At 69.0% G+C, this 12,247-nt stretch carries 11 protein-coding genes and 1 pseudogene; all 12 read right to left on the bottom strand.

Going from position 1 to position 12,247, the window contains the following annotated elements:
- Nucleotides 1-51: 51 nt before the first annotated feature.
- On the bottom strand, nucleotides 52-1,410 hold the full coding sequence (locus tag ACFTZL_RS05595; RefSeq protein WP_382578630.1) for a lipase family protein: 1,359 nt from the start codon (nucleotides 1,408-1,410) through the stop codon (nucleotides 52-54).
- A gap of 254 nt (nucleotides 1,411-1,664) precedes the next feature.
- A pseudogene (locus ACFTZL_RS05590) lies at nucleotides 1,665-2,270 on the bottom strand (metallophosphoesterase); the annotation flags it as partial.
- A 147-nt stretch (nucleotides 2,271-2,417) separates the two neighbouring features.
- Entirely contained in the window at nucleotides 2,418-3,635 is a 1,218-nt protein-coding gene (locus ACFTZL_RS05585; RefSeq protein WP_382578640.1) for a PucR family transcriptional regulator, read from the bottom strand.
- Nucleotides 3,636-4,049: 414 nt separating this feature from the next.
- Nucleotides 4,050-4,304: a hypothetical protein gene (locus ACFTZL_RS05580; protein ID WP_382578627.1), complete on the bottom strand. Its 255-nt coding sequence runs from the start codon at nucleotides 4,302-4,304 to the stop codon at nucleotides 4,050-4,052.
- 566 nt (nucleotides 4,305-4,870) lie between these two features.
- Nucleotides 4,871-5,224 (bottom strand): RidA family protein, encoded by a 354-nt coding sequence (locus tag ACFTZL_RS05575; protein ID WP_382578626.1) that lies wholly within the window; start codon nucleotides 5,222-5,224, stop codon nucleotides 4,871-4,873.
- Nucleotides 5,225-5,241: 17 nt separating this feature from the next.
- Complete coding sequence (locus ACFTZL_RS05570) at nucleotides 5,242-6,009, bottom strand: IclR family transcriptional regulator (RefSeq protein WP_382578623.1); 768 nt, start codon at nucleotides 6,007-6,009, stop codon at nucleotides 5,242-5,244.
- A gap of 104 nt (nucleotides 6,010-6,113) precedes the next feature.
- Entirely contained in the window at nucleotides 6,114-6,521 is a 408-nt protein-coding gene (locus ACFTZL_RS05565; protein WP_382578620.1) for a universal stress protein, read from the bottom strand.
- 17 nt (nucleotides 6,522-6,538) lie between these two features.
- Nucleotides 6,539-8,056: a GntP family permease gene (locus ACFTZL_RS05560; protein ID WP_382578617.1), complete on the bottom strand. Its 1,518-nt coding sequence runs from the start codon at nucleotides 8,054-8,056 to the stop codon at nucleotides 6,539-6,541.
- Between the two features lie 192 nt (nucleotides 8,057-8,248).
- Entirely contained in the window at nucleotides 8,249-9,028 is a 780-nt protein-coding gene (locus ACFTZL_RS05555; RefSeq protein WP_382578614.1) for a transporter substrate-binding domain-containing protein, read from the bottom strand.
- Nucleotides 9,025-10,152, bottom strand: a complete 1,128-nt coding sequence (locus ACFTZL_RS05550; protein WP_382578612.1) for a 2-methylaconitate cis-trans isomerase PrpF family protein — start codon at nucleotides 10,150-10,152, stop codon at nucleotides 9,025-9,027. The genes ACFTZL_RS05555 and ACFTZL_RS05550 overlap by 4 nt, the downstream gene beginning before the upstream one ends.
- Before the next feature lie 467 nt (nucleotides 10,153-10,619).
- Nucleotides 10,620-10,859: a hypothetical protein gene (locus ACFTZL_RS05545; protein WP_382578609.1), complete on the bottom strand. Its 240-nt coding sequence runs from the start codon at nucleotides 10,857-10,859 to the stop codon at nucleotides 10,620-10,622.
- A gap of 386 nt (nucleotides 10,860-11,245) precedes the next feature.
- Entirely contained in the window at nucleotides 11,246-12,214 is a 969-nt protein-coding gene (locus tag ACFTZL_RS05540) for a nitrilase-related carbon-nitrogen hydrolase (RefSeq protein WP_382578606.1), read from the bottom strand.
- Between the last annotated feature and the right edge of the window lie 33 nt (nucleotides 12,215-12,247).

The following is a 12,247-nucleotide window of genomic DNA, read 5'->3' as shown; positions in this document are numbered from 1 at the left end:
GAACGGCCGAGTGGGCGGCCCACGGGGCGGCCGGGCCGCCGGATGACTCGGTCAGCGCTGGAAGGGCATGGTCCCGCAGTTGGACGTGGTCGGCTTGCCCTTCAGGCGGTCGGTGAGCCAGGAGATCGCCGTTCCCTGATCGGTGATGAGGGGGGCCAGGTGGTTGGTGAGGATCTTGTCGCCGAGGTTGGGCAGGTCGACGGCTTGGTAGGTGACGTTGCCGCCCTTGCGGCACCAGTCCACGGCCAGTTGGCGGGCCTGGGCGTGCGGAACGATGTCGTCCTGGATGCCGGTGGCCACCCGGACCGGGCCGTTCGGCTTGAGCGTCCCGATGCGCTGTTCGTCGAGGATGGCCTGCGCACGCGGATCGGCGGCGATGATCTCGGCGACGGACTTGCCACTGTTCGTCCACGCGCTGCTCCGCGAGAAGCCGTAGCCGACCATTGCGTCGCCGACGCACATGGTCGACGTGTCGGCGAGCGCCTTGCGCCCGGCGTCGTTGAGGTTCGCCTCGGCGGCGTCCCGCATGTCGGGGTACGCCTGGACGAAGCCGTTGATCGCCCAGCCCAGGGCAGCGGCCAGAACGCTGCCGTCGATCCCCTTCATGACGGCGGTCAGGTCGGCGGGCGGCGCGCCGGCGTAGGTGCCGGCCAATGGGAGTTCGGGCGCGTAGGTGGGCTGGAGTTCGGCCGCCGCCGCGGTGGCTCCGCCGCCCTCGCTGTACCCGTACAGGCCGACGGGGGAGCGGGAGGTGACGGACGTGCCGGGCAGAGCGCGCGCCGCACGGACGGCGTCCAGCACCGCGTGCCCCTCGTCCAGGCGGTTGACGTAGGTGTGCAGACGATCGGTGGCGCCCAGGCCGACGTAGTCGGTGACGACGACGGCCGCTCCGGTGGCGAGCAGACGGTAGATCGCCATGTTGTCGTAGCCGACGGACAAGGTCTGTCCGCTGACGGTGAGCGGGCGCTGCAAGGCGAGCGAGGGCGCACACTGATCGCCCTGGCCCATGGTCCCCGAGGCCACCGCCACCAGCGGGCGGGGCCCGTCGCCCGCCCACTTCGCCGACGGCTCGATGTAGGCGCCGGTCACCGCGACGGCCTGGCCGTCGGAGTCGGTGGACTTGTACATCAGCCGGGTGGCGGTGCCTGGCAGGGGGCGGCCGTCGAGGCCGGGCAGCGAGAGCCCCAGGGAGAGGGGCTCGTGCCGGATCAAGGCGCCGTTGGCGGCGGGCAGTTGGGTGGGCGGGGTGTAGAAGGCCGGGATGCCGACCCCTCGGGACACGACGGGGTCGGTGTCGGTCGCGGTGGCGTCGGCCGTGGTCGCGCCGACGCAGACGCAGACCACAGTGGCGAGCGAGGCTGCGGCCAGACGGTTGGAGGTGGAACGCGGACGGCTTCGGTAACGGCTCACAGCTCACTCCTCGTGCTGCTGCATTGCGTGGTTGCGCGAAAAACTAGCACCGTTAGTTACCGCCGGTAACGCCGGTTGGGTTACGTTCCGGTAACCGTTTGCCGAAGCAAGCGCATGGCGTGGTGAGGGGGTCGCGCGCTTCCTCGCCGGCACCTCTAGGAAGCGGTCAGCACCCCGCTGTGCAAGCCGGACCAAGCCGCGTCGCGGGTCGGAGCCACGTCGTTGAGGTAGGTGCCGGGGACCTTGACATCGGCCAGCGTGTTCACCGTCTCCCGCACCTTCGCCGACCAGCGGGCGCGATCGAGTGGGCCGTAGTGGGTGTCGGTGATGAGGACGACGCGGGTGCCGTCCAACCCGGCACCCAGTCGCGGGAGTTGCACGTCGAGTCGGCGTACGCGCGGCACACGGCGGGCCTCGGCATACCCCCGGACGAGCAGTACGGCGGTTATGCCGAGGACGGACCAGGTGGCGATTCTGGCGCGGTCCTGACTCTCGCCGACGCCGGCCGCGGTCAGGGCGAGCCGCAACAGGACGCCGAGCAGAACGGACCAGGTGAACAGGACCCAGCCGGCGCCCAGCAGGGTGTCACCGACGATCGCCGCCCGGTCCTGCTGGCGCCGGCCGTGGCCGCGTGCCATCGCGAGCGGCATACCTAGGAGACCGAGGGCGAACAGGGCCGTGCCAAGCAGCGTGACGGGCGGTGGCCAGTGCTGGCCGCTGTGCAGGAGCACCCAGCAGGGCACGGCCTACAGCAGAACGGGGGCGATCAGGGGGATGAAGCGCATCAGGCGGTGCAGGCGGCTCCGCCGCGGCTCGTGCGCTTCACCTTCGCTTTGCCGGGTGTTGCTGGTCTCGGTCACGCTTCTCCTCCCTCACCGGTCTGCCGTCTCGCGCGCTGTATCCGGTCGTCCGCGGGTCGGCCGGACCGGCGTTTCACGAGGCGGCCCCTTGGGGTGAAGACGTGCGGGAGTCCCGACGCGGCAAGGGTCAGGAAATCAACTCGGGACTCACCGACCGGACGGATCCGGCTCACATAGTGATTCGGCGCGCAGGGCGAGGATCAGGTCGAGGCGGGTGTCCGGCTCGTCCAGCGCGTCACCGAAGAGCTGCCTGAGCTGACGCAGGCGATAGCGGACCGTTTGCGGGTGCAGGTGGAGACGGGCGGCGACGTCGGGCACGTTGCTGCCGCTGAGCAGCCACGCCAGCAGCGTCTCGGCGTGCCGCGAGCGCTGTCCTGCCGAGACCGTGTCCAACGGAGCGAGCACATGCGACCGCAGTTCGCCGAGCAGCGGCTCGTCGCTGTGCAGCAGGAGCGTTGACAGGTGGTCCACACAGCGCACGACTCCCTGCCGGGGCAGAATCCCACGGCCCATCAGCCCGAGCGCGCGCGTGGCCCACTGCAAGGACCGTGCCGCCTGTGTCAGGGACACCGTGGGACCGATCGCGGCCGGGCGATCGCGTATGGCCAGTGCGAAAGCCCGCCTGGCGAAGTGGCTCTGGCTGTGCGGATCCGGCACCAGCATGCGGGGTGGCCGCGACTCCATGTCCACGAGGACGTCAGAGACGGTCAGTGGCCACGTCTCCTCCCGTATGTCCGGCGACGACGCGAGTGCGACCACCGCGACCTGCCGGGGGACCGGCCAGCGTGCGGCATGCGCCAGGTCATGCACCGCCTCCGGTGACACCGGACCATCGCCCAGCAGCAGGCCGAACAGACGGCGTCGGTTTCGTTCCAACTGGTCCGAACTGCACAGTTGTTCCTCGGCATGCCCCCGGGCTGCCGCTTCCGCCACTTCGTGCGCCGTGTGCAACGCCAGCTCGCCGAGCGCGGAAACCACCGCCGAGCCCAGCCCCAGTCCCTCCGCCGTGCGGCTCAGTCGGCGCCAGGCCTGCATCCCCCCGACACGCAGCGCCGACTGCAGTGCATCCAAGCTGCGGTCTCCTTTGGCCATGGCCCGCCCCAATGCGTGGTACCTCGCGGAGGCGGCGTCACCTTGACTCTGGGGGTCGGCGATCAGATCGACGAAGAGCGTCAGCGCCTCGACCGCGACGGCTCGGAGTTTTCGTGTGTAGGGCCCGGCATACTCGGGGACGTGCTCGAGTATCGCCTGTACCACCTCGTCCGCAACGGCCTCGAGATCCTTCCGTAGCGGTTCGGCCAGCGCGGGTGGTATCGAACTGGCTTCGGGGCTGCTCGGCACACCATGCGGAGCGGGTGCTGCCACGTGACATTCCTTTCGGCCGGAGAGGACTCCCCAGCTGGCTGCCGCCGGTGGAACGGCCTGGCGGCCTGACATCGGACGCGTGATCGCAATCGGTGAAGATGCTGAGAGCTCCCCCTTCCCATCGTCAGGATCAGCTGCGTCCTCCACGGCTGACAGTGCGTTCTCCACCCGTGCGGGGAGGACAGGTGGAGAGTAGTCAACAATCCGCCCGAACCACTGCCGGGCCTGCTCGACGGCCGCCCGGCGCGCCGTGCCGCCGAGCATCAGCGGCAGGGCCACGTTCTCGTCGAGCCACCGGATACGCGCCGTCGTGGATGTCTTCATGGGGCGCATTCGCTTCCGTGGGATGGCGCGCCTATCGATCCGTCCAACTGGTGTGTGACGACAGGCGTCACGCCCCCTTGCGCTTGGGTCTCATGGGGTCCCCAGGCCTGCAAGATCGCACTGCCGGCGATCGCCGGCCTCGAGGCGCACGTCGAACGCAACGCCGCTCTGGTCAACCTCGCCGACGACGCCATTAACGCCGGCAAGGCCATCCATAGCCGCATCCACGAGATTGCCGCCAACTCGTAAGCCATCCGGCTCCACGAGCAGGTCGTCAACCAGATGCTGCGCTAGCGTCGCTACACCAACCGCACCCAGAGGCGCGAGCTCGCTCTCGCTGAGCATCGCAAGATCGTGGACGCTATCGCGGCGGGCGATCCCTCCCACGCGCGCGACGTCGCGTTCGACTCCTCGACATCGTTCTCGTCCAAGGCATCACGTTCGTCTTCCGAGTGCGCGGGCGACATCGGTCACTGTCCGCCCGGACGAACTCGATCGCGTCCTGCTTGTACTCCTCCGATTGCCACTTCGTGTACTTGCTCCCCACCTGGCATTACCTCCTCTGAAGCCTCTCAGGCCTCAGTCTCCAGGTGTCCTTGCTCGAGGGGAGGTCTCAACTCCCTTGGTTCGACTGGCCTGGGGATCGGTGTCGTTCTCGCGCATCCAGGTCATGCAGACCTGCCGTCCCCGAACTGCCCGGCGTTGCACCGGACCGGACGGTGGCCGGACATCTGGCCCACCAGCGTGTCTGACGGCACCTCTCGGGCCCGGTGACGCCACCACAGGTCACGCCTTCGACAGGGGGACACAGTCATGCCGGGCCCGGAGGCCATCGGCCCTCTTGCAGGACCTCGAAGAAGATGACGGGGGGCACCCGTCACATCATCGGCCGTTCCAAATCAGCGGTCGGCTCAGCGGTGGGCGACGGCCTCCACCTCGATGGGTGCGTCGCGCGGCAGGTTGCGGACTTCCACGACCGTCCGGGCCGGCATGGGGCTGGTGAATGCTGCGAGGTAGGCGCGGTTGGTGTCGTCGCGCCAGCTGATGTCGGTGACGAAGACGGTGGTCTTCACGACGTCGTTCAGCGTCAGGCCGACACCGTCGAGGCGCTTGGCCAGCTGGCTGATGACGGCTTCGGGGGCCCGGTCTCGGTCCTGGATGATGGTGCCGTCCGTGTCGTAGGGCAGGATGCCTGAGACATAGGCGATGCCGTTGTCGAGACGAACCTCGGAGTAGGGGTGGTCGTCTGACTCGTAGTTGCGCACGTTGTTCCTTGTTCTTTTCAGGAGCCGCCGTTGGCCGGGCTCGTCGTGGTGATGGTGTTGGCTTTCAGGATTTCCAGGATTCGTGGGGCGGCGGCTTTCATCTCCGCCGCGGTCCAGCGGTGTGCGGGCCCGGATACGGTGAGTGCTCCCAGGGCTCCCGCAGGGCCGGGGACGGCGAAGGAGATCGCGCCGACGTCGGGGGTGCGCAGGCCGACGGCGAGGAAGTACCCGGTCTCACGCACGACTGCGGTGTCCTCGCGGAAGTTGTGCATGTCGTGGCTGGTTCCCTCGGCCTCTTGGAGCAGCGTCTCGAGGTCGGCGTCAGAGAGGCCGGAGCAAAGTACTCGCCCTGACTCGCCCGAGCACAGCGGGAGCACCTCGCCGACCGGGATGACACGGCGGATGGAGTGCACGCCTTCGGCCACCTCGACCGCGACTCGCTGCATGCCGTTACGGACGTGGAAGGACACCGTTTCGCCCGTGACCTTGACGATCTCGTCCATGGCTGGGCGCAGGCGCCGTCCGGCGTTGAAGCGGTTCGCGGTCCGCACGCTCATCGAGACGAACGTGGCGGCGATGGTGTAGCCGCCTTGGCGAGAGTCGCGTTCGATGTATCCGGCGTTCTCCAGGGAGCGCACCAGCCGGTAGGTGACGGTGCGGCTCAGACCCACGCGGGCCGCTAGTTCGTCGAGGAGGACAGGCCGGTCGTCAAGGACGACCTCCTGCAGCACCTTGAGCGCCCGGTCGGCCGTGAGGGAACCGCCCGCACTCGGTGACGTCGTCATCTACCACTCCTTCTTCCCCTTGGGCGAGGCCCATTCGAAGTTCTTGGTCGGACCTGGAAGGTCTCAGGGAATCTTGCCCTTTGTTATCGCTGGCCCGCCGTGGGCTAGCGACTGCCCTGCCTCATCGGCTTCACGAGCAGGATGGGGACCTCGATGTCCATGAGGAGGCGTTGCAGGTCGTGCCCGAAGAGCAACTTGCCGACGGTGGAGCGGTGGCGGGTACCGACGACCACGGTGGAGGGCTGCAGGGTGTGGACGTGCTCGATGAGAGCGTCGACGGCATCCTCTCCGGGCGAGATGAGCGCGGCCTGCCACTGGGTGTCGGGGTCCAGCTGGTGCTTCAGCCGGTCCTCGAAGGCGCGGTGCTCGATGTCGGGGGCTTTCTCGGCGCGGCTTCCTGAGCCGGTGGCCAGGACGATGAGGAGGTCGCCGCGTTCGCGGCTGAGGTCCTGCGCTGCCGCGAGGGCGGTCGTGTCCTCGCGGGAGGAGCGGTGGATCATGACGACAGGCACGGGTGGCTCCGTTGCGTTCAGAGGCTGGCGATGACGTAGATGACGCTGGCGAACAGGGCCGCGTAGACGCCGATCATGGTCTTGACGACGGTCCAGGTCTTGAGGGTCTCGGTGACCGTCATGCCCAGGAGGCGGCTCATCAGCCAGAACCCTGCGTCGTTGACGTGCGGGAGGATTCCGGAGCCGCCGGCCATGACGAGCACCAGTGCGGCGAGCTGGACCGGGTTGAGGTCGGCGGCGGCGACGGCGCTGCCCATCAGGCCGGCGGCGGTGGTGACGGACACCGTGGTGCTGCCGACTGCGGCGCTCATGATGGCGCAGATCAGGAACAGGGCAGCCGGGAGCGGGAGTCCGCTGGCGTCGATGGTGCCGGCGAGGGCGTCGCCGATGCCGCTGGTCTCCAGGACGGCGGCGAACATGCCGCCGGCGCCGACGACGAGGAGGACGGAGGCGATGGGCTTCAGTGAGCTGTCCATCATGTCCTCGAGCAGCACGGCGGCGGCGCCTCGGCGTGCTCCGAGGACGTAGCAGGCGGTCACGACCGTGATGAGCAGGGCTATGGACGTGGAGCCGATGACCTGCAGCAACGCCACCCATGCTGCGTCCTCGTCGAAGACGCCGACCCTGGCCAGCATGGTCGATCCGGTGTTGAGGAGGATGAGCACGAGCGGCAGGCAGATGAGGGCGAGCAGGGTGGGGACGCTCGGGGCCTTGGCGGCGGGTGCCACACGGGTCTTGACGTCAGTAGCCGTGCCGCCCGAGCCGCTCGCCGCGGGAGCGGCCGGGGAGCCGCCGGTGCCGTCGGTCTCACCCGGGGTGTGCGAGTCCGCCCGGTTCGCGGGGGTGTACGGCTCGTCGACCTGGGGACCGCCGGAGAAGGCTTCGGGGATGGGGAGCACCAGGCGGCGGCCCATCCACGCTCCGAGCAGGTGTCCACCGAAGTACCAGCCGAGTGCGCCTACGGCGAGTCCGAACAGCATGACCAGGCCGATATCGGCTCCCAGCAGCACGCTGGCGGTGGTGACACCGGGGTGGGGCGGCATCATCATGTGCATCATTGACAGCGCCGCGGTCGGGCCGAGGACGTAGAGCAGCATGCTGCCGCCGAGGCGGCGGGCGACGCCCAGGTACAGCGGGAGCATCACCAGGAACGCGGCGTCGAAGAAAATCGGGATGCCGAACACGAGGGATGCGATTCCGAGGGCGAGGGGTGCGCGCTTCTCGCCGAGCTTGTCGACGAGTGCGTCCACGAGGACCTTCGTGCCGCCGCTGAACTCGATGAGCCGCGCGAACATCACGCCGAAGGCGATGAGGAGAGCGATGTCGCCGAGCGTTTCGCCGAGACCGCCCAGGAGCACGTCCATGATCTCGGCGTTGGGGATGCGGGCGACGAAGGCGGTGCCGAGACTCACGATCGTGAGCGCCACGACGGCGTGCATCTTGACCTTGAGGATCAAGAACAGCAGGGCAGCGATGGCGCCTACGCAGATGAGCAGCAGGGGGCCTGTTGCCAGGTGGTCGAACTTAACGTCCATGGGATCTCCGATGGGTTCCGCCGACGGCACCTCTGCTGACCGCCGCGCGGTACTTTCTGAACTCCCGGCCACTTCCGATAATCGCAAGTGCACTTCCGGATATCGCGTGTAGTAGACCACGCCCCAAAACGGGGGTCAACAGGTCGTGAATGGCTGTGGAAGTGTTTGCCGGTGGGCCATGGCCAGCGGAGCTCAGCCGTGACGGCCGGGCCGGCGGGCAGGCGGAGCGACGGCCGCCTGGACACCGCTTCGCTCCAGCTCTGAAGCGATGAACCCGCTGGACTTGAGGAGCTCGACCTGGGCCGCGACGGCGTCCAGTACCCCGCCGGCTGTACCGCGGCGCAGCCCGACCGCCTGCCGGATCTCCATGAACGGCGGCTCGAGGACTCGATGCCCGTGTTCGACGGCGTAGGCGGTGAGCGGCTGTCGGATGCCGGCGCAGACCTCGAGCTGCTCGTCCTCGAAAACCTCGGGGACCTCGGGTCCGCGGACGACATCGGCCGCGGTGATGGTGCGCGTCAGGAACAAATCGTAAGCCGACCCGGTCCGCACACCGACCCGCACACCTGCGGCGTCGACGTCGCGCGTGGTGGTGAGCGTCGAGTCGGCCTTGACGATGTAGACGCCTTCGATGAGCGCGTAGGGGGCGGTGAAGGCGACCCCTTCCTCGCGGGCGGGTTCAATGGCCAGGAAACAGACGTCCACCCGGCCGGCAGTAATTTCAGCGTAGGCGTCGCGGGCCGCAGGGACGGACACCATCTCGAGCGGGGCGCCGAGCCAGGCCGCCAGCTGCCGGGCGATGCCGACGCTGACGCCGCGCGGGTCGGCCGGGTCCCCCTGTGCGAGGACGGGGTTACCGAGGTTGATGACGGCGCGCAGCACCCCGCACGGGGCGAGCGCCTCCCGGACGGCGTCGGGTGCGCCTCCCGCAGTGAGCGGGCCGTCCGGGGTGCCGACCGGGACGGCGTTCACAGCTCGATCGCGACCTGACCGCGCATGAGCGCGCGGGCGGTGCGGAACAGGGAGGCGCCGGCCACCGTGGGGACTCCGGCGTCGATCGTCACCTCGGCACCGGAGGCCACGACGCCGGAGGGGGTGGCAACGCGCAGCTCGGTGCCGGTGCCGCTGGAGAGCCGTTCGACGACGGTTCCGGGGATGTTGGCGGCGGTGGACGCGCACAGGGCGGCCGTGCCGGGGATGGCGCGGTGCACCAGTTCCATGGACACGGTGCGGGTAATGATGTCGCAGTCCTCAGACGGGACTGGTGTGCCGTCGAGGAGCACCGTGTCGGTGGGAGCGGCGACCATGGCGACCTTCGGAACGGCCAGTGGCGCGTCCTCGGGGGTGCTGCACAGTCCCATCGCGACGGCTGCGACACGCCGGATGCGGTCGAGCAGCGCCATGACGGCGGGGTCGGCATCAAGGTCCTGGGGTGTCTCGGTGCCCGTCAGGCCGAGGTCGGCCGCGTCGACGAACACCATCGGGTTGGCGGCGTCGACCAGGGACGCCTCGATGGCACGGTCTCCGAGGTCGAGGACGTCGACGGGCTTGCCGGTGGGCAGGACGGTGCCGGTCTTGGAGCCGCCAGGGTTGAGGTACTGCAGCTCGATGGGCGAGCCGGTGCCGGCCACGCCGGGGAGCGCGAAGTCGCCGGTGGTGTCCGCGAGCCCGTCGGTGACGTGCAGGCGGACGACGATGAGCTTGTCGGTGTTCGTGTTGTGCACTACGACGCGAGCCGGACCGTCGGTGTCGATCGTGATGATGCCGGCCAGCAGTGCGAACGGGACGACCGCGGAAGAGAGGTTGCCGCAGTTGCCGGAGTAGTCGACGACGGCCTCGTCGACGGCTACCTGTCCGAAGGTGTACTCCAGGTCGGCGTCAGCGCGCTGAGACGCGGCGACGCTCACGACCTTGGACAGGGACGAGATACCACCGCCCATACCGTCCAGCTGGCGTCCGAACGGGTCGGGCGAGCCGAGGGTGCCCGTGAAGATGCGGTCCCTCTCCGGTCCGGGGCCAGGTAGGGCGCTCTCGTCGAAGAAGACACCCTTGCTGGTACCTCCGCGCATGAACGTCGCGCTGATCCACATACTCATGCTGCCTCCTTGTTGCGGCGTTGACGTCGTGCGCCAGGGTGAGCGTCGAGTCAGCCACGACTACTTCCGATAATCGCAAACACGCTTCCGAATATCACGCAAGTATACAAGGGGCGGGTCGCGGGGGTCACCTCCGAAAGCGTGGATGGGGCGCCTGCCAGAGAGCCTGTGTGGGGCGTGATGCGGCCGCGACTGTGGTGACGGTGCTCGGCCTCTCGAACTGGTCCGTGCCCCAGCGGTGATGAGGGCTACTTGGAAGACGGCCAGTGTCGATGTTCGATACCCAGTTGAGGTGGCTGACCAGCGCTCTGGTGGGGGTGAAGAGTGCGAGCGTCCGGAGGCCCTGCCGGCCGAAGGCGGTTGGGTGCGGCTGCGCGTCCTGATCGCGAAGGAGAGTTCGATGCGGGAGAGCGGTCTGGAGCGATGCTGCTCGGACGAAGAAGGGTGTGGCCCTTCGGAGGGAGGCTTCAAGCCGCGTGCTGCACCAACGCAGAGCGGAGTTCAGGTAGGGGGATCTTCACGATGCGATGCGTGCAATGAGGGATTCGGCCCCTCGGTGCCGTACTGCGCGGCAGCGGTACGGCGAAGGCGAAGGCGGGCAAGTCGGCCGCGTGCAGTTCGGTGAGGGTGCGCAACCGGCGGGAGGCGGGCGGGGCGCGGACCTCCAGCCAGGGGCTGACCTTGTCGTCGGTCGTGGTCACCGTCATGCCGACCTCGGCCCGGGGCGGGCGTGGTGGCCACCCCCGCAGGGCGGGGTCGCACTCCTCTTCGTCCGCCCGCTGGCCGGCTCTGTAACGAGTCCGGGCCGGTCGGCCGCGTATCCCGGCTATGCCGGGGATCCCTTGCCTTTAGCTTTCAGAGGTTCCCGAATGTCCAGTGCCACCAGTGAGAACGACCTGGGCCGGATCGACGTGGTGCGGGCAAACGCTGGTTGCGCTGGCTCTCGCTGCCCGAGACCTTAAGGACGGAAGGCGCACCTCCCACCCCGAACTCGTGCTGTTCGCCTCGTGGGGCGAGTTGCAGGACTACGCCGAGCATGATCCAGCAGGTCGTGACCTATCAGCTACACCGCCGGGGGCGCCGGAGGGGTTCTTCACAACTGTTGTGAGGTCGGCCGGCCGCTGGTGACGGTGGCGTGGGGGGATTCGTCGACGTGGAGGGTGAAGACGTCGGGGCGGGCGTAGTGGCCGGTGGTGTCGAGGTCGAAGCGGGCACGGGCGAGGTCGTCGAGGTCGAGTTCGGCGGTCAGGATGCCCTCGCCGTCGCGCAGCGGCCCGGCCAGGACCTCGCCGAGCGGGGAGACGATGACGGAGCCACCGCCGATCAGGACCGTGTCCGGTGCGTCACCCTGGATGGGGTGGAGGTCGGCTGGGAAGGCGGCGCGGCGCAGGTACTGGTTGGCGCTGAGGACGAAGCAGCGGCCTTCCAGGGCGATGTGCCGCATGGTGGCCTGCCAGGCGTCGCGGTCGTCGACGGTCGGTGCGCACCACAGGTCCACGCCCTTGGCGTACATCGCTGTGCGGAAGAGCGGCATGTAGTTCTCCCAGCAGATGGCCGCGCCGAGGCGGGCGGTGCCCGTATCGACGGCGGGGAGGGTGGAGCCGTCGCCCTGGCCCCACAGGTAGCGCTCGGCGGCCGTCGGCATCAGCTTGCGGTGCAGGCCGAGGTAGCCGTCGGGGCCGAAGAAGAGCGCGACGCAGTACAGCGTGCCGCCCTGGCGTTCGACCGCGCCGACCACGGCGTGGCAGCGCAGCTCGCGGGTGACCGCGGCCAGGGCGTCGGCCTCCGGGCCGGGGATGTCGATGGCCGCGGCGTGGTAGCGGCGGAACAGGTCGCGGCCGGCCGGGGTGCGGCTGCCGACCGTGATGCCGAAGTCCAGTCCCTTGGGGTAGCCGCCGAGGAACGCCTCGGGGAGTACGACGACCTCGGCACCCCGGTCGGCGGCCTCGCGGATGAGTTCTTCGGCCCGGGTCAGGGCGGCCGGCGTGTCGAACAGCGGGGCGGCGGCCTGGACGACGGCGACGGTCATGGCATGGCGTGGCTCAGCTGAGGCGGAGTTCATGCCTCGACGGTAGAAAGGAGGTCATGCATTCAG

This window comes from Streptomyces sp. NPDC056948, assembly GCF_042674225.1.
In the GTDB taxonomy this organism is placed as follows: domain Bacteria; phylum Actinomycetota; class Actinomycetes; order Streptomycetales; family Streptomycetaceae; genus Streptomyces; species Streptomyces purpurascens.
This window is presented reverse-complemented; position numbering and strand designations above follow the sequence as displayed.

What these genes read in the sequence shown, in the direction of transcription:
- ACFTZL_RS05580 (WP_382578627.1), bottom strand. Translation starts at nt 4,304, where the DNA reads ATGCTCAGCGAGAGCGAGCTCGCGCCTCTGGGTGCGGTTGGTGTAGCG.
- ACFTZL_RS05570 (WP_382578623.1), bottom strand. Translation starts at nt 6,009, where the DNA reads ATGACGACGTCACCGAGTGCGGGCGGTTCCCTCACGGCCGACCGGGCG.
- ACFTZL_RS05560 (WP_382578617.1), bottom strand. Translation starts at nt 8,056, where the DNA reads ATGGACGTTAAGTTCGACCACCTGGCAACAGGCCCCCTGCTGCTCATC.
- ACFTZL_RS05550 (WP_382578612.1), bottom strand. Translation starts at nt 10,152, where the DNA reads ATGAGTATGTGGATCAGCGCGACGTTCATGCGCGGAGGTACCAGCAAG.
- ACFTZL_RS05545 (WP_382578609.1), bottom strand. Translation starts at nt 10,859, where the DNA reads ATGACGGTGACCACGACCGACGACAAGGTCAGCCCCTGGCTGGAGGTC.
- ACFTZL_RS05540 (WP_382578606.1), bottom strand. Translation starts at nt 12,214, where the DNA reads ATGAACTCCGCCTCAGCTGAGCCACGCCATGCCATGACCGTCGCCGTC.